At 41.4% G+C, this 23,362-nt stretch carries 29 protein-coding genes and 1 riboswitch; of the genes, 28 read left to right on the top strand and 1 reads right to left on the bottom strand.

Annotation, left to right across the window (positions count from 1 at the left end):
- Positions 1 to 312 precede the first annotated feature (312 nt).
- Both I8J30_RS07785 and I8J30_RS07780 read left to right on the top strand, forming a co-directional pair.
- Positions 313 to 1,593 (top strand): ArsB/NhaD family transporter, encoded by a 1,281-nt coding sequence (locus tag I8J30_RS07785; RefSeq protein ID WP_210656927.1) that lies wholly within the window; start codon positions 313 to 315, stop codon positions 1,591 to 1,593.
- A gap of 119 nt (positions 1,594 to 1,712) precedes the next feature.
- Positions 1,713 to 1,895 (top strand): hypothetical protein, encoded by a 183-nt coding sequence (locus tag I8J30_RS07780; RefSeq protein ID WP_210656925.1) that lies wholly within the window; start codon positions 1,713 to 1,715, stop codon positions 1,893 to 1,895.
- Between the two features lie 80 nt (positions 1,896 to 1,975).
- Here I8J30_RS07780 and I8J30_RS07775 read toward each other — a convergent pair whose 3' ends face one another.
- Positions 1,976 to 2,665: a hypothetical protein gene (locus I8J30_RS07775; RefSeq protein ID WP_210656923.1), complete on the bottom strand. Its 690-nt coding sequence runs from the start codon at positions 2,663 to 2,665 to the stop codon at positions 1,976 to 1,978.
- 410 nt (positions 2,666 to 3,075) lie between these two features.
- Between I8J30_RS07775 and I8J30_RS07770 the strand changes: the two genes are divergently transcribed.
- The 26 genes from I8J30_RS07770 to I8J30_RS07645 all read left to right on the top strand — a co-directional run bounded on the left by I8J30_RS07770 (position 3,076) and on the right by I8J30_RS07645 (position 23,341).
- Complete coding sequence (locus tag I8J30_RS07770) at positions 3,076 to 4,434, top strand: TrkH family potassium uptake protein (RefSeq protein WP_240547901.1); 1,359 nt, start codon at positions 3,076 to 3,078, stop codon at positions 4,432 to 4,434.
- A gap of 165 nt (positions 4,435 to 4,599) precedes the next feature.
- A complete protein-coding gene (locus I8J30_RS07765) occupies positions 4,600 to 5,880 on the top strand; it encodes an ArsB/NhaD family transporter (protein ID WP_210656921.1) in 1,281 nt (426 codons plus the stop codon).
- Between the two features lie 87 nt (positions 5,881 to 5,967).
- Positions 5,968 to 6,903, top strand: a complete 936-nt coding sequence (gene lgt, locus I8J30_RS07760; protein WP_210656919.1) for a prolipoprotein diacylglyceryl transferase — start codon at positions 5,968 to 5,970, stop codon at positions 6,901 to 6,903.
- Positions 6,904 to 7,480: 577 nt separating this feature from the next.
- Positions 7,481 to 8,260 (top strand): sulfite exporter TauE/SafE family protein, encoded by a 780-nt coding sequence (locus I8J30_RS07755; protein ID WP_210656917.1) that lies wholly within the window; start codon positions 7,481 to 7,483, stop codon positions 8,258 to 8,260.
- Positions 8,261 to 8,270: 10 nt separating this feature from the next.
- Positions 8,271 to 8,591 (top strand): rhodanese-like domain-containing protein, encoded by a 321-nt coding sequence (locus tag I8J30_RS07750; RefSeq protein WP_210656915.1) that lies wholly within the window; start codon positions 8,271 to 8,273, stop codon positions 8,589 to 8,591.
- Positions 8,592 to 8,609: 18 nt separating this feature from the next.
- Positions 8,610 to 9,182, top strand: a complete 573-nt coding sequence (locus I8J30_RS07745; protein ID WP_210656913.1) for a sulfurtransferase TusA family protein — start codon at positions 8,610 to 8,612, stop codon at positions 9,180 to 9,182.
- Between the two features lie 24 nt (positions 9,183 to 9,206).
- The gene (locus tag I8J30_RS07740) at positions 9,207 to 10,343 is read left to right on the top strand and encodes an MBL fold metallo-hydrolase (protein ID WP_210656911.1); all 1,137 of its coding nucleotides are present in this window, start codon (positions 9,207 to 9,209) and stop codon (positions 10,341 to 10,343) included.
- A 12-nt stretch (positions 10,344 to 10,355) separates the two neighbouring features.
- Entirely contained in the window at positions 10,356 to 10,583 is a 228-nt protein-coding gene (locus I8J30_RS07735) for a sulfurtransferase TusA family protein (protein ID WP_210656910.1), read from the top strand.
- A gap of 150 nt (positions 10,584 to 10,733) precedes the next feature.
- Complete coding sequence (locus tag I8J30_RS07730; protein ID WP_240547900.1) at positions 10,734 to 11,216, top strand: DsrE/DsrF/DrsH-like family protein; 483 nt, start codon at positions 10,734 to 10,736, stop codon at positions 11,214 to 11,216.
- A gap of 51 nt (positions 11,217 to 11,267) precedes the next feature.
- Positions 11,268 to 11,528, top strand: coding sequence for a metal-sensitive transcriptional regulator (locus tag I8J30_RS07725; RefSeq protein WP_090984970.1), 261 nt, complete (start codon positions 11,268 to 11,270; stop codon positions 11,526 to 11,528).
- A 189-nt stretch (positions 11,529 to 11,717) separates the two neighbouring features.
- Positions 11,718 to 11,939, top strand: coding sequence for a rhodanese-like domain-containing protein (locus I8J30_RS33930; protein ID WP_338044828.1), 222 nt, complete (start codon positions 11,718 to 11,720; stop codon positions 11,937 to 11,939).
- A gap of 351 nt (positions 11,940 to 12,290) precedes the next feature.
- Complete coding sequence (locus I8J30_RS07715; RefSeq protein WP_210656906.1) at positions 12,291 to 12,485, top strand: YgaP family membrane protein; 195 nt, start codon at positions 12,291 to 12,293, stop codon at positions 12,483 to 12,485.
- A 332-nt stretch (positions 12,486 to 12,817) separates the two neighbouring features.
- Positions 12,818 to 13,144, top strand: coding sequence for a hypothetical protein (locus I8J30_RS07710; RefSeq protein ID WP_210656904.1), 327 nt, complete (start codon positions 12,818 to 12,820; stop codon positions 13,142 to 13,144).
- 215 nt (positions 13,145 to 13,359) lie between these two features.
- Positions 13,360 to 13,902 carry a cupin domain-containing protein gene (locus I8J30_RS07705; protein WP_210656902.1) on the top strand — a complete coding sequence of 181 codons (543 nt, stop codon included), beginning with the start codon at positions 13,360 to 13,362 and terminating at the stop codon, positions 13,900 to 13,902.
- Positions 13,903 to 14,413: 511 nt separating this feature from the next.
- Positions 14,414 to 14,475, top strand: a riboswitch (Fluoride riboswitch).
- Between the two features lie 725 nt (positions 14,476 to 15,200).
- Positions 15,201 to 15,548, top strand: coding sequence for an ArsR/SmtB family transcription factor (locus tag I8J30_RS07700; RefSeq protein ID WP_420831213.1), 348 nt, complete (start codon positions 15,201 to 15,203; stop codon positions 15,546 to 15,548).
- 51 nt (positions 15,549 to 15,599) lie between these two features.
- On the top strand, positions 15,600 to 16,076 hold the full coding sequence (locus tag I8J30_RS07695; RefSeq protein WP_210656900.1) for an ArsI/CadI family heavy metal resistance metalloenzyme: 477 nt from the start codon (positions 15,600 to 15,602) through the stop codon (positions 16,074 to 16,076).
- Positions 16,077 to 16,212: 136 nt separating this feature from the next.
- On the top strand, positions 16,213 to 16,644 hold the full coding sequence (locus tag I8J30_RS07690) for an arsenate reductase ArsC (RefSeq protein ID WP_210656898.1): 432 nt from the start codon (positions 16,213 to 16,215) through the stop codon (positions 16,642 to 16,644).
- Positions 16,645 to 16,655: 11 nt separating this feature from the next.
- A complete protein-coding gene (locus I8J30_RS07685; RefSeq protein WP_210656896.1) occupies positions 16,656 to 16,970 on the top strand; it encodes an ArsR/SmtB family transcription factor in 315 nt (104 codons plus the stop codon).
- 14 nt (positions 16,971 to 16,984) lie between these two features.
- Positions 16,985 to 18,436 carry an arsenic transporter gene (locus I8J30_RS07680; protein WP_210656894.1) on the top strand — a complete coding sequence of 484 codons (1,452 nt, stop codon included), beginning with the start codon at positions 16,985 to 16,987 and terminating at the stop codon, positions 18,434 to 18,436.
- The gene (gene arsC, locus I8J30_RS07675) at positions 18,433 to 18,861 is read left to right on the top strand and encodes an arsenate reductase (thioredoxin) (RefSeq protein ID WP_210656892.1); all 429 of its coding nucleotides are present in this window, start codon (positions 18,433 to 18,435) and stop codon (positions 18,859 to 18,861) included. The genes I8J30_RS07680 and arsC overlap by 4 nt, the downstream gene beginning before the upstream one ends.
- A gap of 4 nt (positions 18,862 to 18,865) precedes the next feature.
- Positions 18,866 to 19,309 (top strand): protein-tyrosine phosphatase family protein, encoded by a 444-nt coding sequence (locus I8J30_RS07670; protein WP_210656890.1) that lies wholly within the window; start codon positions 18,866 to 18,868, stop codon positions 19,307 to 19,309.
- A 121-nt stretch (positions 19,310 to 19,430) separates the two neighbouring features.
- Positions 19,431 to 19,739 (top strand): hypothetical protein, encoded by a 309-nt coding sequence (locus I8J30_RS07665; protein WP_210656888.1) that lies wholly within the window; start codon positions 19,431 to 19,433, stop codon positions 19,737 to 19,739.
- 15 nt (positions 19,740 to 19,754) lie between these two features.
- Complete coding sequence (locus I8J30_RS34175) at positions 19,755 to 19,958, top strand: Ger(x)C family spore germination C-terminal domain-containing protein (RefSeq protein ID WP_210657562.1); 204 nt, start codon at positions 19,755 to 19,757, stop codon at positions 19,956 to 19,958.
- Positions 19,936 to 20,130 carry a Ger(x)C family spore germination C-terminal domain-containing protein gene (locus I8J30_RS34170; protein WP_210656885.1) on the top strand — a complete coding sequence of 65 codons (195 nt, stop codon included), beginning with the start codon at positions 19,936 to 19,938 and terminating at the stop codon, positions 20,128 to 20,130. Before I8J30_RS34175 ends, I8J30_RS34170 begins: the two co-directional genes overlap by 23 nt.
- Positions 20,123 to 20,515 carry a GerAB/ArcD/ProY family transporter gene (locus I8J30_RS34165; RefSeq protein ID WP_210656883.1) on the top strand — a complete coding sequence of 131 codons (393 nt, stop codon included), beginning with the start codon at positions 20,123 to 20,125 and terminating at the stop codon, positions 20,513 to 20,515. Before I8J30_RS34170 ends, I8J30_RS34165 begins: the two co-directional genes overlap by 8 nt.
- A gap of 465 nt (positions 20,516 to 20,980) precedes the next feature.
- Positions 20,981 to 23,341, top strand: coding sequence for an immune inhibitor A domain-containing protein (locus tag I8J30_RS07645; protein ID WP_240547898.1), 2,361 nt, complete (start codon positions 20,981 to 20,983; stop codon positions 23,339 to 23,341).
- Positions 23,342 to 23,362: the final 21 nt, after the last annotated feature.

Raw genomic sequence — 23,362 nt, 5'->3', positions numbered from 1 at the left:
GCTTCTCATGTATGATCTATGAAGAAATTGCATATTCGTTGTTTTATCGGAGGAGCCTGCCAAAAGCGGGCTCTTTTTGTCGTTTTTTAAGCAAAAATGGAAGATGCGAGGGCTGCTTATCCATTGTTCTCGCTCTAAACTTACCTGCGTCTTTTGACGGGAAGGAAGGTGTGCTCGTATTGACGTGCAGTGTCGCATTATTCTTGTTGCTCGTTCAGTGACTTACGATAAAACCGCTTATACTAAAAATTAAACGCTTGAGAATAATTGGAAAAGGGAATAACCTAAATATACGATATCGCAGGAGGAATTATGGAAGTACAAGCTTACTGGGCCATTGGCATTTTTTTAGTTATTTATGCTTTAATCATCTCTGAGAAAATACATCGCACGATAATAGCCATGCTTGGCGGCGGTTTAATGCTTGTTTTCGGAATTGTGGATCAGGAAACGGCATTGCATCATATCGATTTTAATACGCTAGGACTCTTAATCGGGATGATGATTATCGTTAGTATTACGGCTGAAACGGGGTTGTTCAAATATATCGCGGTTTGGGCTGCCAAAAAGGTAAAAGGAGAGCCGATTCGAATCCTGATCGCGCTAGCACTGATAACGGCGACGGGATCAGCTTTTTTGGATAATGTAACAACCGTATTGCTTATAGTCCCGGTAACGTTCAGCATCACGCGACAACTTCAAGTGAATCCTTTGCCATTCCTCTTTACGCAAATCATCGCGGCCAATGTAGGAGGAACGGCTACGTTAATCGGAGATCCTCCGAATATCATGATCGGCAGCGCGGTAGAAGAACTAACGTTCATGGCGTTTATCGAGAATCTTGCGCCTATTGCGGGAATTATCATGCTGTCTTATATCCCGATATTTGTATTCATGTTTAGAAATCAAATCAAGACTACGCCGGAATTGAAAATGAGCCTGCTCCAACTGGATACCTCACAGCTCATCACAGATCATAAATTACTTCGCAAATGCTTAATCATGCTTGGGTTGACGATCATAGGTTTTTTCCTGCACCAGTCGTTACATTTAGAGTCTGCAACAGTTGCACTGGTCGGTGCCTTTTTGCTGCTCCTGATGACAGGTGAGCATACGATGGAAGAGGCCTTTACGCGCATTGAATGGACTACGATATTCTTCTTCGTCGGTCTCTTTGTACTTGTATCGGGCCTTGTCGAGACCGGCGTCATTGCTGAATTGGCAGCGCGTGCTATAGAATGGACTGGTGGTGACGTTTTAGCTACGTCCATGCTGATTCTATGGCTAAGCGCCATTGCTTCTGCATTCCTTGATAACATCCCCTTTGTGGCAACGATGATCCCTATGATTCAAGAGATGGGGCACATGGGGGTATCGAATCTGGAACCGCTGTGGTGGAGTTTGGCATTGGGCGCATGTCTGGGGGGGAATGGCACTTTAATTGGTGCAAGTGCAAACTTGATCGTGGCAGGCCTTTCCGGAAAGGAAGGACATCCCATTCGGTTTACCGCCTATCTGAAATTTGGCTTTCCTTTGATGCTGCTATCGATCTTGTTATCTAGCGTGTACATTTATTGCCGCTATCTTATTTAAGAAACGGAGGGCTACAAATGCTTAGTTATCAATTCGATAATAATATAATGGTTCTAAAAGAGACCAAGGAGGGTTCCGATTTTGAATTTCACATTCAAGTTTTAACGGAGAAGCCATATGTGGAACGCATCAGACAGGTTTGGCATTTCTTTGATCAGAATAAGGACTATACGGACGTTCTCTTCTATGCTTACCCGAATCATGAATACAGAGTTATTGTACGGCAAGAGCATTACGTGGATTTCCTAACGGAGCTGTTTAAAGCGCAATTATTATTGCGGTTGGAATGGAGTACCATTTAAGAGTTTGAATCAACTACTAAAACGTCAAATAACCCACATCATGTTTACATGATGTGGGTTATTTGACAAAGACATATGTATTAAGGAATCACATGTCCCATTAAAGCATGTACCTTGGTACGAGCCAATCCAGCTGAGTCTGCAGGTTGAAAAGTAACTTCATAAATAAGCTGGGTTCCACCGCGCAAAGGGTAATAATATAGTCGCACGTCCGGTTCTTGCTGGACATATGCGTCTTTGTCAGTCAGATGCTGTAAGGCGATTTGCTTGGCTTGTTTGGGAGATAGCGCGGGGTGCGTTGCCCGATTGAACAAGGTTCGTTCCAAGTGTGGATATATCGTGCCTTCTACTAGGCGAACAACACCCGAATTATCGATCCGAACAGTAAGTGTTGCTCCATATACAGGGGTATTAAAGAGCAACTGCTGCAATTTCAGGTTTGTGTTAAGATCAGATGTACGCTCAAGATCCACGATTTGCAAATCGCGTTTAGGGTCACGTAAACCATAGGTAGACCGAAGTTTATTAAAGAACCCGTATGCAATCCATTGGGGAGAATGTGCCGATGGAGAGCTCAAGGAACCCTGTAAGAGGGAGGGGGTTCCTAATCTTTCGTTCCAATGAATCGTAAATTCATTATTCTTAATACCAAGCTTTTTTGTAATCGATTGTGTGGTCTGCGGCTTTTGTGGAGAAGGGCTAGCTATGGTACTTATAGGCGTTAAAGCAAACCACACAAGTAGGATATTTGCAGCAATTCTCATATACACTTTATTGATACGCCTCCGGATAATAGGATCCCTTTCTCTTATATGTTTTTTCCTATGATAACTATTTTATACAAGAAAGGGATGCTTTTGATCTCGGGGAATCACTTGTTTTTTTACTTGTCGTATATCCAACAATAAATGATGGGAGAAGTAAGATCGTGGTCCGCGTCTTATCATGCAAGTGCTGGTCAAGCGAAACAACGAGAGGAAGCTCGATGCAAACGCAATTTGACAACTATATATTGTTTAAGTACAGTAATACCAGATTAGATTTTGGGACTAATATCGGAAAACAGAAAATCCAATTTTTGGGATGGAATCGGTCTGTCTTTATATGGCCCCAGCATGCAGTGTTTATTTTCTGTTCATGCAAGGGGCTTTTTTATTTTATAAATCAGGGGGGATTGATCATGAGAAGCACTATTGTTGGAATGAAAAGGCAAAGAATAAAAATTTCGGCACCAAGATTGATTGTGTTCGGTTTTGCTGTATCCATTCTGATTGGGATGTTCTTGCTTGCCCTCCCAATATCATCAGAAACTGGAGATAGCATTGGGGCACTGGATGCATTATTTACGTCAGCATCTGCGGTTTGCGTAACAGGACTAATTGTGCTCGATACACCGTCGACGTTTACAACATTCGGGGAAGTTGTCATCATGATTCTGATCCAAATTGGCGGACTTGGTTTCATGACATTTGGTGTATTCATTGCCGTTTTGCTTGGTAAAAAAATTGGTCTCAAGGAACGCTTATTAATTCAACAATCTATAAATTCCCTGTCATCACAGGGAGTAGTTAAGTTAGCATTAAGTATATTTTTTATTGCTTTGACTATTGAGTCTGCTGCTGCTCTCTTACTTACTATCCACTGGATGGGGGAATATGGAGTTGCGAGAGCCTTATATTATGGCGTTTTCCATTCCATCTCCGCATTTAATAACGCTGGTTTTGCATTGTGGCCGGACAGTTTGATGAGATACGTTGGTGACCCTGTAGTTAATATTGTAATTTCCTTATTATTTATTCTAGGCGGTCTTGGATTTACAGTTATATTGGACCTCATGAAGAAGCGCAACTGGAAAGAGTTGTCTCTACATACCAAAATAGCAGTATCCACAACACTCCTTTTAATCGTTCTGGGGGTTGTAGTTACATTTGTTATTGAGATGACCAATTCAAAAACATTCGGGCATCTTACATGGCTAGAAAGATTTTGGGCGAGTTATTTTCAAGGCGTAGTGCCCAGAACGGCGGGCTTTAATTCAATTGATGTCACAATAATGATGCCCGCGTCACAATTTTTCATGATCTTCTTAATGTTTGTCGGGGGCTCATCTGGTTCAACGGCAGGTGGAATTAAAACGAATACCTTTGCTGTGTTGGTTTTATCCGTAATCACGATAGTCAGTGGCAGAGAGGATTTTCAAATCTACAAAAAAAGAATTGCAACAAGCCTCATTTTACGCTCGTTGGCGGTTATTATTATTTCACTTGGTGTTGTGCTAACTTCTACATTTTTACTTACAATCACAGAGCATCGTTTAAACAAAGACTTTTTGGAGATATTGTTTGAAGCGACTTCTGCATTTGGAACAGTAGGGATGTCTATGGGATTAACGAGTGAACTTACTTCAGCAGGTAAGATAGTTATTATTACAACAATGTTTATCGGACGATTAGGGCCATTAACACTAGCCTATTCACTGGCTCGAACAGAAAGCAAACAACTTTATCGTTATCCTGAAGAAAAAATAATGATTGGATAATGCAAGGGTTTAAATGGGAGAAAGGAGGAAATAACTTTACAATACGGAGACTCCACCGTATAATCGGGTTAAACGCAAACATAATATTAATGTTTTACCGGAGGAGCCTGCCAACAGCGGGCTCTTTTTGCTTTTTTTACATCATTTCTTCATATGGAGGTTAACATGGAACAACAAGCTATCGTTGCAATCGGGGTATTTCTTGTTATTTATGGGTTGATTATTTCAGAAAAAATCCACCGCACAATTGTTGCTATGATCGGTGGAGTATTGATGGTTGGGTTGGGAATTGTCAATCAGGAAACAGCTATTCACCACATCGACTTTAATACGCTTGGACTATTGATCGGGATGATGATCATTGTGAGTACTACGGCAGAAACAGGATTGTTTAAATACATCGCCGTGCTTTCAGCCAAGAAAGCCAAAGGTGATCCGATGAGGATATTGCTTGCATTAGTCGGGATAACAGCAATAGGGTCAGCATTCCTTGACAATGTGACAACCGTTCTTCTTATGGTCCCCGTAACATTCAGCATAACACGTCAGCTGCGGGTGAATCCGATGCCGTATTTAATCACTCAGATTATTGCGTCTAATGTGGGAGGAACAGCGACACTGATTGGCGATCCTCCGAACATTATGATTGGAAGCGCAGTTGAAGAATTAACATTCATGGCGTTTATCAACAATCTAGCGCCTATCGCGGTTATTGTAATGATAACCTACGTTCCGATTTTCTATTATCTCTACCGCAAACATATTCAGACGAGCCCTGAACTAAAACGCAGCATTATGGAAATGAATGAAAAAGAATTAATTACGGATCAAAAGTTGTTAAAGAAGTGCTTGGCTGTATTGGGCCTCACGATTCTTGGTTTTTTTCTTCATCAGTTGATGCATTTGGAATCGGCCACTGTCGCATTAGCGGGTGCATTCTTGCTCCTTCTTCTCACTGGAGAACATATGATGGAGGGGGCGCTTACTAAAGTAGAGTGGACGACCATTTTTTTCTTCGTCGGTTTGTTTGTCCTTGTCTCCGGACTAATCGAAACAGGTGTCATTGCCAAGTTAGCTGCACAGGCCATTGAATTGACAGGAGGGAATATAATTGCTACTTCGATGCTGATTTTGTGGCTAAGCGCCATCGCATCTGCTTTTTTGGATAATATCCCTTTTGTAGCAACGATGATCCCTATGATTCAAGAGATGGGGAATATGGGAGTCAGCAATCTTGAACCGCTGTGGTGGAGTCTTGCACTTGGTGCCTGTTTGGGTGGCAATGGATCGTTGATCGGGGCAAGTGCCAACTTGATCGTTGCTGGCTTGTCGGCTAAAGAGGGGTATCCGATCAAATTTGTCCAGTTTTTGAAGATTGGATTTCCACTGATGTTATTTTCCATCGTGTTATCAAGCTTCTATATCTATTTCAGATACTTGATGTAAACATACGGAAGGTCAACCGATAGGACAGTTTTTTTGTTATTATAGTAGAGTGAATTAAACTGTATTCAGGGATGTGAGAGCGAAATCGTGTTGAATTCAATTGCTATTTCTTTGGGGCCTATCCAGATTCATTGGTACGGAATTATTATTGGTTTTGGTGCTTTACTTGGGTTAATGCTTGCGATAAGAGAAGGTAAACGGTTTGGTATTTCATCTGATTTTTTTATGGACTTACTGTTAATCGGGCTGCCGTCCGCTTTAATTGGCGCAAGGACTTACTATGTAGCATTTGAATGGAACTATTATAGGGATAACTTATCCGATATTATTGCAATATGGCACGGCGGCATAGCCATTTACGGCGCTTTAATTGGTGCCATTCTAGCAGCTGTTATTTATACGCGGCGGAAAGGGTATGACTTTTGGCGGATTGCTGATTTTTGCGCACCTGGTTTAATAACCGGACAGATGATCGGTCGCTGGGGGAACTTTATGAACCAAGAGGCGCATGGCGGTCCTGTAACGGAGAGTTTCTTGCGAAATACCTTGCATCTTCCAAATTTTATCGTGAACCAAATGTACATTGACGGTCAGTATTACCACCCGACGTTTTTATATGAATCAATATGGAGTTTAACCGGACTTCTGGTTCTGTTATGGATTCGCCGAAGATCGTTCTTACGGTCAGGTGAGCTATTTATGAGTTATTTCATCTGGTATTCGCTCGGTCGTTTTTATGTAGAAGGCGTTCGTACAGACAGCCTTGCCTTTGCAGGTCCTCAATGGTTGGCATCGTTCCTTAAAGCGATATGGAGTCCGATGAGTTCCTTCGGGTGGGGGGCGATGGAAGCAGGTAAAAATATTCGTATTTCTCAGTTACTCGCGGTAGCAATTCTTTTAGCAGCCGTTGCGTTTATTATTATTCGCCGGAAACAAAAAAGCGGTGTACCCTATAGTTCCCCCGTAAGAACCAAATTATCTAATGTTTCAGCCATTCAAGGGCAGCTGCCCCAAGAGAGTTAATATTCCAATATGAACTCCTGCCATACTTTTGGCAGGAGTTCATGTTGTTTTGCTATTACTTTTTTGATTCCATTCAAATCATACGGTGATGAGCGTATGTCATTTCAAACTGTTGATCCCAAATTTTATTAAGGTATATCATGCTTATGGAGTGGGAAACATAAAGCAACAAGCTAGAAAGTAAAGATTATTCTGGAGGAGAACTAATGAAAACGACAAATAAAGTATCAGCTGTTTTGTTAACTACTTCAATCGTTGTTTTAGGATTACTTTTGCTTATTATCCTTTTCAGTCTTATTTTCTGATGTATAAAAAATAATTGAAATTCATTCATTTGCACACAAAACATATCCCAAGGGGTTGACGAAGAAGCACAATTTTATTATAGTATTCACATACCCCAACGGGTATGGGTACAAACTAAAAGGAGGTCTATAAAAAGCATTTCTTTTTAAATTGCAATTGATAAAAATGGAATAATGTCAATTTGTTTTTTTTTGCTCAAAATAATACCCCATGGGGTATATAGTGGAAGTAGAACATACTATATTTTATTTTTTAGAGAGGCAGGAGCCTTATGGATTTGGCATGGATCATGACCATTTTCGCGATTGGCTTCTTGGGCTCATTCATTTCTGGAATGGTGGGAATCGGCGGTTCGATTATTAACTATCCGATGTTGCTTTTTATCCCGCCTGCTTTAGGATTTGCGGCTTTTACCGCGCAGGAAGTATCAGCAATCAGTGCAGTTCAAGTTTTCTTCGCGAGTTTAATGGGAATGCTGGTTTTTCGAAAACGAGGACTTGTTAATAAAACTTTAGTTCTCTATATGGGCGTATCCACTATCACTGGGAGTTTCTTGGGGAGCTTTGTTTCAAACACGTTGCCAAGTTCAGTGATCAATATCGTATATGCCATTTTGGCTCTGATTGCAGCCGTCATGATGTTTCTGCCGAAAAAGGGGAATGATGCGCAAGATTTAAGCAAAGTGACATTCAATAAACGTCTAGCCGTTACTTTAGCTTTAATGATAGGTACTGTTTCTGGAATTGTAGGTGCAGCAGGCGCTTTTATAACAGTACCGGTGATGCTTGTGGTACTTAAAATTCCCACAAGAGTTGCAATTGCATCCTCGCTCGCAATTACGTTTATTTCGTCGATTGGATCAACGACAGGAAAGTCAATGGGCGGACATATGTTATTGATTCCATCCGTTGTCCTGGTTATTGCCAGCGCCATTGCTTCGCCAATCGGTGCAAAACTAAGTAAAAACATCAACACAAAGATGCTTCAATGGATATTGGCTGGATTGATAACAGCAACAGTCATTAAAATATGGATTTCGATCTTATTTTAGGAGGATCTGAATGAGCAGAAAAACGTATAAGGAACAGCTTCCAAATGAAGTTCTTGACCGCCTCAAAAGAAAAGAAAAGCTGAACATTCTGGACGTTCGCGAGCCTGAGGAGTGGGAATCGGGTCACATTCCGGGTGCCAAACATATACCTTTAGGTCAGATCAACAGTGCGCTGAATGAAATTGATCCAAAGCAAGAAACGTTTGTTGTTTGCCGCAGCGGCAATCGCAGCGGAAGAGCGTGTGAATATTTGTCCGGTTTAGGTTATAACGTCGTTAACATGCCTGGAGGCATGTCGGAATGGACTGGAAACATGGAGTATGGTAAATAACACAAGGAGGTTTTATTGATGACAAATTTGCAGGTTAACCGAACATTGGAATGTGAGGGTCTAGCATGTCCGCTTCCGGTGATTCGTACCAAAAAAACGGTAGAGGAGATGAAAACGGGTGAAGTGTTAGAGGTACGCGCAACCGATAAAGGTTCTGTTGCAGATCTTCAAAGTTGGGCGAAGCGTACCGGTCATCAATATATCGGCTTGAAGGAAGATAAAGGTATCTTCCAGCACTATATTCGGAAATCAGATCCTACTGAAACCAAGGAAGAAAGTAAATTTCCGCATACGATTTCCAATGAAGAAATACGAAATAAGCTTTCCGCTGGCGAAAAATTAAACATTTTGGATGTCCGCGAACCTGCTGAATATGCTTTCGGTCGTATTCCTGGAGCCCAATCCATACCATTAGGAGAGCTTGAAAAACGGTTGCATGAGCTTGATCCGGGGCAGGAATATTATTTGGTTTGCCGTAGCGGTAACCGAAGTGATTTGGCTAGTCAAACATTAGCGGAGCAAGGATTTAAAAATGTGAAAAATGCTGTTCAAGGCATGACCGAATGGACAGGCGAAGTTGAAAAGGACTAATAATTTGGAGGGTAGGAGGCAACTATGACGATACAAAAAATGACAGCGAAAGAAGTCGCGAAAATAGTCCTTAATAACGAAGAATTGTTTATCCTTGATGTACGGAATGAATCTGATTTTAATGAATGGAAAATCGAAGGAAACAGCGTTGAAATCATAAATATCCCCTACTTTGATTTATTGGATGACATTAATCCAGCTCTTGAAAGTATCCCGGATGGTAAAAATGTCTTAGTGGTTTGTGCTAAAGAAGGTTCGTCCATATTTGTCGCGGAACAAATTGCTGAGGCGGATAGAAGCAATGTTTCTTACCTTGAAGGCGGTATGAAATCGTGGAGCGAGTACCTCGAGCCTGTAAGAGTAGCCGATCTATCCGGTGGAGGAGAGCTTTACCAATTTGTTCGTATTGGCAAAGGCTGCCTGTCATATATGGTGCTCTCTAATGGTGAAGCCGCAATTATCGATACAAGCCGCATGATCGATCAATACGAGCAATTTATGCAAGAGAAAGGTGTAAAGCTGCTTCATACGATCGACACACATCTTCATGCCGATCACATTTCCGGGGGAAGAGCATTGGCTCAGAAATACAGCGCGACGTATCATTTACCGCCAAAAGATGCGACTGAAGTGACTTTCAACTATGAAAAACTCGAAGAAGGTAATGACATTTACGTCGGTAATGAAACGATTAAAGTGCAGCCTATTTATTCGCCGGGGCACACAATTGGATCGACATCCTTCATTATCGATAATAAGTACCTTTTGACTGGAGATATTCTCTTTGTTGAGTCGATTGGTCGCCCCGATTTGGCAGGACTCGCGGAAGATTGGGTAGGTGATCTTCGTGAGACGCTTTACAGCCGCTATAAAGATCTATCCAAAGAGTTGATTGTACTTCCTGCCCATTTCGGTAAAGTAACTGAACTTGGCGAAGGAGGTCTTGTATCCGGTCGCTTAGGAGCTCTGTACAAAGAAAATCCGGGATTAAATATTCAAGATGAAGGTGAGTTCCGCAAAACAGTAACCGAAAACTTGCCGCCTCAACCGAACTCCTACCAAGAAATTCGCCAAACCAATATGGGGAAAATAAGTCCAAATGAAGAAGAGCAGCGTGAAATGGAAATCGGTCCGAACCGCTGTGCAGTTCATGATAAATAAGGAGGAAAAACAATGAACAGCGATAAAGTGCTGGACGCTAAAGGACTCGCTTGTCCGATGCCCATTGTAAGAACAAAGAAGTCCATTGCAGAACTCGAATCAGGTCAAGTATTAGAAGTGCATGCGACAGATAAAGGTGCTAAAAACGACCTTGCGGCTTGGACTAAAAGTACAGGACACGAATTGCTAAGCCATGCAGAGGAAAATGGCGTATATAAATTTTGGATTAAAAAAGCGTAATAAAACGAAGGAGAAGGAAGAAGTTCCGCGTCCTGCTCCTTTTTAAAACCAAAACATCAATCTTTTTAAAGGTTAAAACAATGTGCATTTTTTTTTTATAATATTGAATACCCATACTTGTATATGTACAATAAAGAAGGGATGAACATCTTGACAGGAAATAATGAAAAAACGACAATTGTTCTTTTTAGTGGAGAATTAGATAAGGCTATTGCAGCATTTATTATTGCAAACGGGGCGGCTGCATATGACCATGATGTGACTATTTTCTTTACATTTTGGGGGCTTAACGCGCTTCGTAAAGATGAACAAGTAGCCTTAAAAAAGGGATTCCTGGAAAAAATGTTTGCAAAGATGATGCCACGCGGCGCGAATAAGCTGGGTCTATCCAAAATGAATTTTGGCGGAATGGGACCTAAAATGATTAAGCATGTAATGAAGAAGCATAATGTTCTAACTCTCCCTGAGCTCATTGAATTAGCTCAAGAGCAGGGGGTCAAATTAGTGGCTTGCACGATGACAATGGACTTGCTCGGTTTACAAAAGGAAGAGCTGATGGATGGTATCGAATACGCAGGGGTTGCTGCATATTTAGGCGATGCAGTAGATGCGAAAGTGAATTTATTTATTTAAAGATCGAACGAAAGAGTATACCCATATACGTATAGAATTGGAGGGTTTCGAATGCAATACGATGATGATGTAAAACGAAGATTAAAGCGTGTTGAGGGACAGATACGCGGGGTCTTGAAAATGATGGAAGAAGAACAGCCGTGCAAAGATGTCGTAGCACAGTTATCTGCTGTCAGAAGTGCAGCAGATAAAGCAATTGCCTACATCGTTGCAGTAAACCTTGAAAAATGTATCTTTGAGGAAAAAGAAGCGGGCGGAGATACAAGCAAATTAGTCAAACAAGCGGTGGAATTGTTGGTCAAAAGCCGTTAGTTCACTCAGAAAAGAGGGTAGCCATGGATTTTAAATGGATCTTAAATATTGTGATTGTTGCTGCCTTAATTTGGTTTGTATATACCCGAATTGCCGGAGTCAAAGGTCTAAAAAATCTTCTGCCGAATCAATTTCAAAATGAATTGAAGAGCAATCATCGTAAAAATCTTAATTGATGTTCGGGAACCAATGGAAATAAAGCAAGGCTATATCCCAGGAGCGATAAATATTCCCTTGTCACAAATGAAAAAAAGAATATCCGAAATCCCGAGAGATAGAAATGTATATCTTTACTGTCGTAGCGGGATGCGAAGCAAGCAAGCTGCAAGAATTCTGCAAAAAAGTGGATATCGCGATCTGGCACACTTGCAGGGCGGCGTCATGTCTTGGAAAGAAAAGATTGCAAAATAATAAAAAAATCATTAGCACATATGGGCTAATGATTTTTTTTTATTACATAGGTTTTATGAATTTGCACATAATTATTTTGTTGGAGTCTTGTAATGCTCGATATAACCCTCTAATGCAGGGATAAATTCCTTCTCATAATGTTCATTAGGGCATGATTTTAAGATATGAGATAAAAGCGAGTTTGATTTATCAGCGGTAAGTGTTTCGTTGCAGATCGGGCATTTCTCTTGAGCAAATTTAGTTAAAAGTCTCAACACTCAAAACCCCCTAAATCCTACTGATATACTATGAATTATAATGCAAAAACAGATGAAATGTAAATAAAGAAATCTATTGGAAGGACGGTATCTCATGAAATGTAACGTCGGTAAAACCGAGCAAATTATAAGAATTTCGATCGGAACCATAATCATTCTATTTGGAATTTATTATAAAAGTTGGTGGGGGTTAATTGGCGTAGCGCCAATTATTACGGGGACTATCAGATATTGTCCGTTTAGCGCAATACTTGGTGTTTCCACATGTAAGCAAACAACAAGAAGTTAGTTCTTATTTAAGGGTATTTGTACACAAAATGAATAATTAAAATCATAAAGCGGAAAAATAAATAAAGTAGTTTAGAGGAGGGATGCAAAAAATGTATACCTTGTTGGGACTCATTGGTGCTGCCGTATGTGTATTCTCATTACTTAGTTCAATTTATTTTATACGTAAACAGCAGCATAAGGTTTTGGATAAAAATACCAGTATGACTACAGTTAAACATCCGGTAATATCCAATCCGATTGTGCTTGCGTATTTCGCACTCCCAGTTCTTATTATTTTAGGTGCGATTATATGGACACTCTTTTTGAGATAACGGTAAAGGAGGATCTTACATGGAAAAAAGAAAATATTATGTTTCGGTTCAGTCAAAAAGTATTATGTATAATCAAGGCGATGCTGCCTATGAATTAGAGATCTATGCGTCTGAAGATGAAGTCGAGAAGTTAAGAAGTTTATTTGAAGAATGGGAACGAGCTGAAGAGCATACTTATTTCCGTGCACATTATCCGGGTATTCCTTACCATCATGACAGTGAAAATGACGAATATGATTTCGTACTAAAGGAAATTTATAAAACGATTAGCGATATAGGCACTGATGAAACTAAGGTCTTTATTGCTTCAATGAATTTACAAATGGGAGCACCTAAAGAGTTCTAACTAGTAAGGAAGCTGTAATCAATCATAAGGTGCAAAGAGCTAAGACCAATTTCCGTTATTGGAGATTGGTCTTTGTTATTGGCTATGTCAATCTGAATAATTGATATCATCTCGACTTTTATAGACTCTTGCCCATTAATTCACATTTGATAATCCCTTAATTAGGCAACTGCATAGGATAAAAGATGAAATACAGTCACGAAGGGAGAACGAGAATGTACCAAAAATCATGCTATCAGTATCAATGGTATAATCCTAGGTATAACAACTGGAATCAGAACAATTGGTGTAATAATTGGAATCCCAATTATTACAATTGGAGCAATATCAACCTGAATCCTTATGGGAACATCATACTAAGAGATTATGGACCGAAACCATTTGTAGTGAATATTGACCAAGCTGCTAAGCAAAACAAAACATACCGCACCGCATTATGGACAGGGAAACACTTTCAAGTGACCTTGATGAGTATTAATGTTGGAGAAGACATCGGTTTGGAAGTTCATCCGGCAACTGATCAATTCATACGTATAGAAGAAGGTCAGGGACTTGTTCAAATGGGTGATAGCAAAAATAAATTAGATTTTCAAGAAAGAGCCTATGACGACTATGCCATTATGATACCTGCTGGAAAATGGCACAATATAACCAATACAGGTCATATACCATTAAAAATTTACGTTATTTACGCGCCACCTGAGCATCCATATGGTACGGTACATGAAACAAAGGCAATTGCCATGGCTGCTGAATAATACTTTTTTCACAATTTTATCCAATAATTTACATCGGTCGATTATTCGATCGTAGGGAACCATCTATCCCGAGTCCGTCAGCTAACCTCGTAAGCTTTGTATGGGTCATGTATTTTTTTACAGGTAACTCTGTATATCAATGACCCTTTTACGGGGTCTTTTTGTGTTTTTATTAGGCCCTTAGCGTGCAGAAAAGGTATTTTTCTGTTCGCGCGAGGGTCTTTTTTATTTTATTTGGAGGTGAGAAGCGTTTCCCGGCAGGAAGAGCCAAGTGATAAATATACCTTTTGGAGGGATTACGAATGGCACAACCAAGGTGGCCAAACTGTTTTGTCTTGCAAAGGAAAGGTATGGAAATATGGCTATCAGCCTTACGTCAATCCTTATGACCGTTGTGCTCTTAATTGTTTGGTTATGTTCTTTTGATGCAGCGAAATGGTTTACAACCAACCCCATTCATTAACAGCGAAAGTGATTGACCAAGAAGGGAATTGCGACTATGACAATCATAAGTTCATAAGGTGATGGAGTTCGCCATAACCGCCGGAAACGGCTAATGACTCCTACCAGTGATTTTTCATGCTGGTAGGAGTCTGTTTGTTTTTCGGCATAAAACATAAAAGGGGCGCAGAGTAAACGTATGGAAAAATTTCGATTGAGATGGCCTAGTTATTCTGAAAAATTTGTGCATGTGGCACTCCTCGGGGGATTTATTAAATGGATGATTCTAGGCAGTTAGCCTGATATATAGTGTCTAACTTTTGGGGGTCACATCACATATCGAACTCTTTCTGAAATGACTAGAGAATTAGATCCAGCCGGTGAAGGAATTCACCCAAACACAATTCGAAAAAACAATGAACTCCATGATATTTTCATTCAATATAGAACGGCAAAGACATGTAAACCCCGTAAGAAGGCTGTTAAGCAACTTATGGAGGATATACAATCGTTCAAACAGATTGTAACTAATAAATCAAATTTATTTGATTTAACTATTGATCTGAACTTGAATAAGTGGTAAATTATTCTCAAGCAAATAAATCAAGAAAAATTGATATACTGGAGGTGTTAACATGCACCTAAATACGTATACTTCTGAGAAGTTGATGATTCATCGTCAAGCTGAAATTGAAGAGCAATTACGCACAGCCTGGATGTTTAATGAAAGCAAGAGTAGATCAATAAGTAATCTGTTCAGCATCTGGAGGAACAAGAAAAATGAGGTTGTAAGCAGAGTAGGCGAGGTATGCTGCGCTAATAACTGTTGTGCAGTCAATGCATAAGAGAAGGTGATCATGATGAAAAAAACAATCCCAGTCAATGAACTAACAACTACACCATTATCATTTGAAAAGTACGAACAAAAATTCAAAGCATTAGCAGATGAAAAGAGACTCCAGATCCTATATGAATTGTGTCAGCGCGGCAATACATGCGTCTGCGATTTAACTGAAATGGTGGAGATGCCGCAATCCAAATTATCGTATCACCTAAAAATACTGTTGGATGCCGGTCTTATTACAAAGGAGACCAAAGGAACTTGGAGTTATTATGAACTTAATGCAGATGAAATTGGATCATTACTTTCCGAGCAACTATGCTGTATTTTCAGACCGAACATTAAACCAAACGGCTGTTGCTAATTTTTTGCTTAAATAATCAAAAAATATTGATTTAAAGAGGAGTGTTTAATCATGAAAATGCACGTGGCTATTAATGTTAGAAACCTGGAGCAATCACTCGAGTTTTACAAGAAGCTTTTTAATGCAGAACCGACCAAAGTTAAAGAAAACTACGCCAAGTTTGAGCTTGATAATCCTTCATTGCATTTTTCGTTAAACGTTCGTCCATACGAATGCCGAGGTGTGTTAAATCATTTTGGTTTTCAAGTACAGAATACCGAAGAGGTGTTGGCAACAAAAGCACGTTTGCAAGAAGCCGGACTGGTTTCTTTTGATGAAATGAATACAACATGCTGTTATGCAGTGCAGGATAAAATTTGGGTATCAGATCCGGAAGGTAATCCATGGGAAGTGTTTTACACCAAAGAGGATAGTGAGTTTGAAGCAGCGGAAGATCACGTAAATACTCAACAAGATGTTTGCTGTGTCACGCCTGCCCCTCAACAAGTGGAACTTACAGATATGCGTGTGAAAAACAAATGCTGCTAATTCGAAGGGCCCGCTGAAAACCGGCGGGCTTATTTGTGAAGTGTTTCATTTACAAAATCTCAATATATAATCCATTGATTATATAAGCAAATCATTATATGATTATGACATGGTTTTCACGATAAGAGGTGATGATATGAGAAAGCCTTTAAGCATTTATTTTTTATCAATTCATAGCCGTTGTCGTACTCAAATGGCTGAAGCATTCGCCAAACACTTTGCGGGGGAACAGATCCTTGTCAACAGTGCAGGGGTAGAAGAAAGTGAAATTCACCCATTGGCAATTGCAGTTATGAAAGAAGACGGGATTGATATTTCTGCATATCTTCCCAAACGAATAGATATGAAGATTTTCACCAGCTCCAATATCGTCGTGAAGCTTTGCGAAAAAGCTAACGAAAGGTGCCCCGTTGTTCCATTTGAAATCCTAAACATTCAATGGGAAATACCCGATCCAACGCGTAAAAATGGCGAGCAAGGAAGTATAGAAGAATTTCGTGCAGTCCGCGATGAAATAAAAGAAAAGGTGCTTCAGCTGCTGCAAGAACAGCGGGTGATTGGTGCATAAGGAGATTCCGAATGGAACAGATTCAAGTGATGGCAGATTATTTTAAATTGCTTGGTGACAAGACTCGTCTTACAATGCTTGCGATGCTGAAAGAACGGGCACTTTGCGTATGCGACCTTGTCGAATTTCTTGAGACATCGCAGCCAAACGTCAGCCAGCATTTGCGCAAGTTAAAAGATGCAGGACTCGTTAACGAATCAAGAAAAGGGCAATGGATATATTATTCACTTAATATCGAGGGCAAACCTTATATCGGTAACATCTTAAATCACATCCCGTCCTTGAAAGAGAAAATCGACAACTTAAAGAATGACTGCTGCGAGTAATTTGGGGGTTCAACATGACGATAATAGCGTTTCTAATTTTTCTGATTACTTTAACGTTTGTAATCTGGCAGCCGAAGGGGCTTAATATCGGCTGGTCAGCAAGTGGAGGTGCAATTCTTGCTTTAATTTTCGGGGTGGTGGATTTCGTCGATGTCGGAACCGTAACAGGAATCGTGTGGAATGCGACACTTGCATTTGTAGCAATCATATTGATTTCACTTATCTTAGACGAAATTGGTTTCTTTGAATGGGCAGCCCTTCACATGGCAAGGCTCGCTAAAGGCAACGGTAAACTTATGTTTGTTTATGTTGTACTCCTTGGCGCAGCTGTAGCGGCTTTCTTTGCAAATGACGGTGCCGCGCTCATATTGACACCAATCGTCCTTGCTATGGTCCGAGCACTTAAATTTGACCAGAAGATGATTTTGCCGTTCATTATGGCTAGCGGTTTTATTGCGGACACGACATCGCTACCGCTTGTCGTCAGTAATCTGGTTAACATCGTCTCTGCCGATTATTTTGGTATCGGGTTTGTGGAATACGCCAGCCGGATGATCATTCCGAATATGTTTTCCTTACTGGCAAGCCTTCTGGTCTTATTCCTGTTCTTCCGTAAGAGCATCCCTGGCAACTATGATCTAAAGCAGCTTAGAAAGCCGTCAGATGCAATTAAAGACAAGAAGATGTTTCGACTTTCGTGGATTATACTTGCCGTGTTACTGGTTGCTTATCTGGTTAGCCAGTTCATACATGTTCCGGTTTCAGTCATTGCAGGTATCGTCGCGATATGGTTTATTATTGCAGCGCGCCGCAGCCCAGCAATTCATACGTGGCAGCTTGTCAAAGGTGCTCCGTGGGCAGTTGTCATTTTTTCAATCGGTATGTACGTAGTTGTTTATGGACTACGAAACGTTGGGCTTACCGATGAGCTAGGAAGTGTTATACAAGCAATTGCAGACAAAGGGCTTTATATCTCCACAATCGGTATGGGTTTCCTTGCTGCAATATTGTCTTCTATCATGAACAATATGCCCACAGTGATGATTGATGCGCTAGCAATAAAAGGAACATCAACGCAAGGTGTAATTCGCGAGTCTCTAGTGTATGCCAACGTAATCGGCAGCGATTTAGGTCCGAAAATAACGCCGATAGGATCGCTTGCAACGCTATTATGGCTGCATGTCCTCTCGCGTAAGGATGTTAAAATCACTTGGGGCAATTACTTTAAAACAGGCATAGTCCTTACAGTTCCAACGCTCTTTATCACGTTATCGGGATTGTATCTGTGGTTGCATTTGATCAATTCAACAAACATAAACGTTTGGATTTTGATCGCCATTGTCGTGGTAATCACAATAGTCATTGCAATGTTGATCAAAGCGCTGGTCGGCACAAGACAAAACAATGAAAACCTTCAAGATGTAGTAAAAATCAAACAAATAGACGAAAAGGGAGATCAACAATGAAGAACAACAAACCACTCGTTTACTTTCTATGTACAGGAAACTCTTGCAGAAGCCAGATTGCCGACGGTTTTTTAAAAGCACTCGGTAGCGATAAGTATGAGGTGAAAAGTGCAGGTCTTGAAGCGCACGGCTTAAACCCTCGTGCTGTTCAAACAATGAAGGAAGCCGGAATTGATATTTCAAATCACAATTCGGATGTCATTGATCCTGAAATCCTGAAAGAAGCAGACTACATTATTACCCTATGTGGACATGCAAACGACAACTGCCCAGTTGTGCATAATGACAAAGCCGAAAGATGGCACTGGGGATTCGATGACCCAGCTAAAGCAACCGGTACTGAGGAAGAAATCACGTTGAAATTCAACGAAGTGCGCGATTCGATTAAAGATCGCATTGAGCAATTTGTGAAAGAAGGCAAATAAATTAATGTCACAGGAAAAGAATTATCACACCCTTCACGACAATATGATCTTCATGGGTGGCGCTGCTGATGTAGAATCAATGGTGAAGAACGAAGGTGTTGAAGTAATCGTCGACCTACGAGCCGAAGCTACGGAGTATGCTTATCCGGAAGCCGATGTAACGTGGATTCAAGTACCACTCGAAGACAACACCGAGGATCTAGAGGAGGAACTTTTCGAGGAAGCCATTAATCACGTCCTGGAAGCATATAAAAGTGGAAAGAAGGTGGGCTTTCATTGCGGTGGCGGCAAAAGCAGAACAGGAACTGTTGCAGCAGGTATACTGATCGCTTTAGGCGAGTCCAACACAGTCAATGAGGCTGAACAAAAAGCAAAAAGTATTCGTTCGATAATAAATATTAAACCACCACAACTCGCTGCACTAAAAAAGATTTTCCCAAATAATTAAAAGTTAAAAAAGGATGGCGCTTGCCATCCTTTTTTATTATACCAACACGTATAATCACGCACGAAGAGAAGTTATCGATTTCTAGTTTGAAACTGAACCAAGCGATTTGTGTGGATAGTGTATGACACTATATTGCATCCCCTATCTTCTCACGATGTTCTTAATGCTCTCCTTCATCGTGATCGATATCGGTTCGTTCTTCAATAGCACGCTGTTAAAGGAAACGAATCCGGCCATCATCCGCGCGCTGTTCTTCTTTCTCGTCGCCGCTACGGCGCGAAGCGGGATCGAAGTCATGGTTCGCATGTTTACGATGCTTATCCTTGTGGCGTTTTTCTTCGTTGTCATCATCTGGTGCATGGCCGCCCCGAATTACCATCTTGATCAGCCTGCAGGATTTTTTCGATTCTCACTAATTGTGACAATATGATCTTTCTGGTGGGAAATTCAATTTTGCAAGTCTCATGAAAGTCACAAAATAAAAGGAAAAATCGTAAATGGTCAGCCTCAGATAGACGTTACCATTCGGGTAGAGGGCAACATTGGAGAAGTAGAATGCATGGTAGATCTAGGGAAAAATCAAACGATAGACATGCTGCAAGAAGAAGTCAGCAAAGAAATAATGAATGCCATCCAAGTTATTGATTGATTCCGCCAAGAAATACCATTCGGATATATTTGGATTCGGAACGGCTATCCATCGTGCGAATTATAAAGCGTGGAATCAACTTAAGGACAATTGGGAACAAGAATTTACGAATCTTCCCGTCCATATTAAAGTGAGTACCCAAATTAGACGTACGGGGGTGCCAGGTGATTGAAAAAGGGGAAATAAATACACGACAATTCACAGGGTTAGTGATGCTTTTCTGTCTAGGCAGCACGATCCTTATCGTTCCATCTGCGCTAACAGCGATTGCCAAGCAAGACGGTTGGATTTCGGCTATAGTGGGATTCGGACTGGGGCTATTACTTTTTTTCATGATTAATGCGTTAGGAACACGTTACCCCAATCAATCCTTAATGGAATACAGCGAAGTCATCCTTGGAAAGTGGCTGGGAAAAGCAATAGGACTATCTTACATTTCGTTCTATTTCATTCTGGCTGCTCTTGTTCTAAGGAATGTTGGTGACTTCATCACGACGATTGTTATCCGGAGACACCGATCCAAGTCATTCATGTCGTCTTTCTTATCGTGGCGATGATGGGGGGTTATTTAGGGATTGAGGTGCGACTGAAGCGCGATGCTCAGCCGATTTGATGCCGACGGAGCGGGCAATTGAAGAGCCAGCCGGGAAGAATGTGGATGATTTTGGCATTTTAATGCGAATAATCACAGGCGCTGTTGCGAATGCAACAGCGCTTTTTTAAATTGGGCATAGTCCCAATGCTATAGTTCTTGAGACTTGTACAAGCATCGACCCTTGCATGCATCACAATTTAATTGCGTCGTCTTCCGTCCGGAGACATAAATTCAGAGGAGTAGGTTGGGGGAATTCGGATGTTTTTCTGAGATAATTGCTTCGATTTATTGGAAGTTCCATTAATAAAGCCGTTACAGTGAAGCATAATTGGGGGATTTATATTCGACATCACACAGCATTTTTCTACAATACATCTACTGTATACTAACCTTGCAGTCTATTTCATATAACCAGGGGGTAAAAGAATTGCCCAAAACAGGATGGAAATTGCTATCGGGTATCTCCGCCAGTGCCATTGTGGCGAGCACTTTATTTAACGTCGGTACTCATGCGGATAAACAGGCAGCCAATGCTGTAATTCAGGAATGGACAACGACTGATTTAGGGGTAGCCAATGACGAAAGATTGATTGAGATGCTAAAAAAGCAAGGGAAGATCGGAAAGGATGCAAGTCCCGCGGAAGCCGAACAAGCGTTGACGGTTTTTTTGAAAGCAAAAAATCAAGCAGTAAAGTCAAAAGGGTTCGACTCCGATGTTCTGGAAGTGTTGAAAGATAAACCGAATTCCAACGCTAATGGATTGGTGAACGGCAAGGGGAATAAATTAGGGCAAGCCCAAAAAACGACGGTCGACTCTGTTGAAGCAGAAGCCTATAGCGGCGGTGTCCGTACGGATAAAGTGCTCGTATTAGCGATCGATTTTCCGAATTACCCGAAGAGCTCCATTACCAAAGAAGAAACGGATATGTTTTATGAAGATTACACCCATGATCATTTTCAAACGATGATTTTCGGACCGAACGGCTATATAGGGCCAAATGGTAAAAAGATGATTTCCATGAAACAATATTATGAAGCCCAGTCGGGCGGAAGCTATACCGTTGAAGGAACGGTAGCGGGCTGGTACACATCCGATTATCCGGCCGCGTACTACGGAGCGAACTATCCAACGCCGGATGGCGACGATATTAACGCCAGGGGCTTGGTGAAAGAAGCGCTTAAAAAAGCAGCTCAAGATCCATCCATTAACTTAGCCGACTATGATGTATGGGACCGCGACGATTACAACGGAAACGGCATTTACAATGAACCGGACGGCATCATTGACCATTTAATGGTCATTCATTCCGGGGTAGGTGAAGAAGCGGGCGGCGGAAGCTTAAGCTTGGATGCAATTTGGTCACACCGTTCGAAACTTGCTGCGGGTCCGGTTGCGGTTCCGGGCGGAAAATCCAATAGCAATCGTTTTGGTGGATTGTTAGGCGCTTGGGATTACACGATTGAACCGGAAGACGGGGCTGCAGGCGTTTTCGCTCATGAATATGGTCACGATTTGGGTCTTCCGGATGAATATGACACGCAATACACCGGTGCCGGTGAACCGGTTGCATATTGGTCCATCATGTCGGCAGGAAGCTGGGCAGGAGCCGTTCCAGGTACAGAGCCATCTGGATTCAGCCCGTATGATAAAGAAATGCTGCAGCATTTACACGGTGGAAACTGGCTTAGCGGAACCACTATCCATGCAAATGATGTAACGAGCGAGGGAACAACCGTTTTATTGGATGAAGCTTCCACTAAAGGAACCAACCATGACGCGGTACGCGTGGATTTACCGGATAAAGAGAATCACGTGAACGTTCCAACGAGCGGAACCTATGAATATTATAGCGGTTCAGGAAATGACATCGACCATTCCATGATAGCAACGGTTAACCTGATCAATGCTGCGCATCCGACTTTAACGTTCCAAGCTTGGTACGACATTGAAGAAGATTGGGATTATGCGTCTGTTCAAGTGAAAGAAGAAGGGACTGGCGCATGGACTTCCGTTCCGGGAAACATCACGAAGGACAGCAACCCGAACAACCAAAATCCGGGTCACGGGATTACGGGGGTGTCAAACGGGTGGGTACCGGCTGCATTTGATTTAAGTGCCTATGCAGGAAAACAAGTGAGCATTAAATTTAACTATTGGACAGATCCTTATGTCGCTCAACGCGGATTCTACGTGGACGATATCCAACTCACATCTGACGGACAACCGATTTTATCGGATAATGCAGAAGGAAATTCAGCGTTTACGTTACAAGGATTCGCCAAAGACAAAGGAACCTACTTCTCTACAAATTACTATCTGTTAGAATGGAGATCCCATAACGGGGTGGATGCGGCTTTAGGGCACATCCGTCGCGGCGCAAGCCTCATGAGTTATGACCCAGGTCTAGTGGTTTGGTATGTGGATGAAACCTTTGACAATAACTGGACGGGCGTTCACCCCGGAGACGGATTCCTGGGCGTTGTCGATGCGGATCAGCGTGCAATGAACTGGAGCGATAAAGCGGTTGCTTCTTCTCGTTACCAAGTCCATGACGCAGCATTTGGATTGAATAAAACAAATGCCATGTTCTTGGATTACAAAAACCTTTTAGGGATTACGATGAAAGATAATTATACTGCTCGCAACCCATTGTTTGATGACCATGAGAACTTCTCGAACCCTGGTCTAATCGATGCCGGACGTAACATTCCAGCTAACGGATTAAAGTTCCGTGTTGTGGGCGAAAGTGCGGATGGCACAGTCGGCAAAGTCTTGATTTTTAAATAATGTAGACAGAAAGGAAGGGTG

It is taken from the genome of Paenibacillus lignilyticus, from assembly GCF_017942085.1.
Lineage (GTDB): Bacteria > Bacillota > Bacilli > Paenibacillales > Paenibacillaceae > Paenibacillus_Z > Paenibacillus_Z lignilyticus.
This window is presented reverse-complemented; position numbering and strand designations above follow the sequence as displayed.

Excerpts from the sequence above, each read along its gene's own strand:
- I8J30_RS34170 (WP_210656885.1), top strand. The coding sequence starts at position 19,936 with ATGCCATCCAAGTTATTGATTGATTCCGCCAAGAAATACCATTCGGAT.
- I8J30_RS07670 (WP_210656890.1), top strand. The coding sequence starts at position 18,866 with ATGTCACAGGAAAAGAATTATCACACCCTTCACGACAATATGATCTTC.
- I8J30_RS07745 (WP_210656913.1), top strand. The coding sequence starts at position 8,610 with ATGACAAATTTGCAGGTTAACCGAACATTGGAATGTGAGGGTCTAGCA.
- I8J30_RS33930 (WP_338044828.1), top strand. The coding sequence starts at position 11,718 with ATGGAAATAAAGCAAGGCTATATCCCAGGAGCGATAAATATTCCCTTG.
- I8J30_RS07765 (WP_210656921.1), top strand. The coding sequence starts at position 4,600 with ATGGAACAACAAGCTATCGTTGCAATCGGGGTATTTCTTGTTATTTAT.
- I8J30_RS07710 (WP_210656904.1), top strand. The coding sequence starts at position 12,818 with ATGGAAAAAAGAAAATATTATGTTTCGGTTCAGTCAAAAAGTATTATG.
- I8J30_RS07695 (WP_210656900.1), top strand. The coding sequence starts at position 15,600 with ATGAAAATGCACGTGGCTATTAATGTTAGAAACCTGGAGCAATCACTC.
- I8J30_RS07750 (WP_210656915.1), top strand. The coding sequence starts at position 8,271 with ATGAGCAGAAAAACGTATAAGGAACAGCTTCCAAATGAAGTTCTTGAC.
- I8J30_RS07680 (WP_210656894.1), top strand. The coding sequence starts at position 16,985 with ATGACGATAATAGCGTTTCTAATTTTTCTGATTACTTTAACGTTTGTA.
- I8J30_RS07690 (WP_210656898.1), top strand. The coding sequence starts at position 16,213 with ATGAGAAAGCCTTTAAGCATTTATTTTTTATCAATTCATAGCCGTTGT.
- I8J30_RS07725 (WP_090984970.1), top strand. The coding sequence starts at position 11,268 with ATGCAATACGATGATGATGTAAAACGAAGATTAAAGCGTGTTGAGGGA.
- I8J30_RS07665 (WP_210656888.1), top strand. The coding sequence starts at position 19,431 with ATGACACTATATTGCATCCCCTATCTTCTCACGATGTTCTTAATGCTC.
- arsC (WP_210656892.1), top strand. The coding sequence starts at position 18,433 with ATGAAGAACAACAAACCACTCGTTTACTTTCTATGTACAGGAAACTCT.
- I8J30_RS07755 (WP_210656917.1), top strand. The coding sequence starts at position 7,481 with ATGGATTTGGCATGGATCATGACCATTTTCGCGATTGGCTTCTTGGGC.
- I8J30_RS07785 (WP_210656927.1), top strand. The coding sequence starts at position 313 with ATGGAAGTACAAGCTTACTGGGCCATTGGCATTTTTTTAGTTATTTAT.
- I8J30_RS07740 (WP_210656911.1), top strand. The coding sequence starts at position 9,207 with ATGACGATACAAAAAATGACAGCGAAAGAAGTCGCGAAAATAGTCCTT.
- I8J30_RS07705 (WP_210656902.1), top strand. The coding sequence starts at position 13,360 with ATGTACCAAAAATCATGCTATCAGTATCAATGGTATAATCCTAGGTAT.
- I8J30_RS07685 (WP_210656896.1), top strand. The coding sequence starts at position 16,656 with ATGGAACAGATTCAAGTGATGGCAGATTATTTTAAATTGCTTGGTGAC.
- I8J30_RS07715 (WP_210656906.1), top strand. The coding sequence starts at position 12,291 with ATGAAATGTAACGTCGGTAAAACCGAGCAAATTATAAGAATTTCGATC.
- I8J30_RS07735 (WP_210656910.1), top strand. The coding sequence starts at position 10,356 with ATGAACAGCGATAAAGTGCTGGACGCTAAAGGACTCGCTTGTCCGATG.
- I8J30_RS07700 (WP_420831213.1), top strand. The coding sequence starts at position 15,201 with ATGATGAAAAAAACAATCCCAGTCAATGAACTAACAACTACACCATTA.
- I8J30_RS07770 (WP_240547901.1), top strand. The coding sequence starts at position 3,076 with ATGAGAAGCACTATTGTTGGAATGAAAAGGCAAAGAATAAAAATTTCG.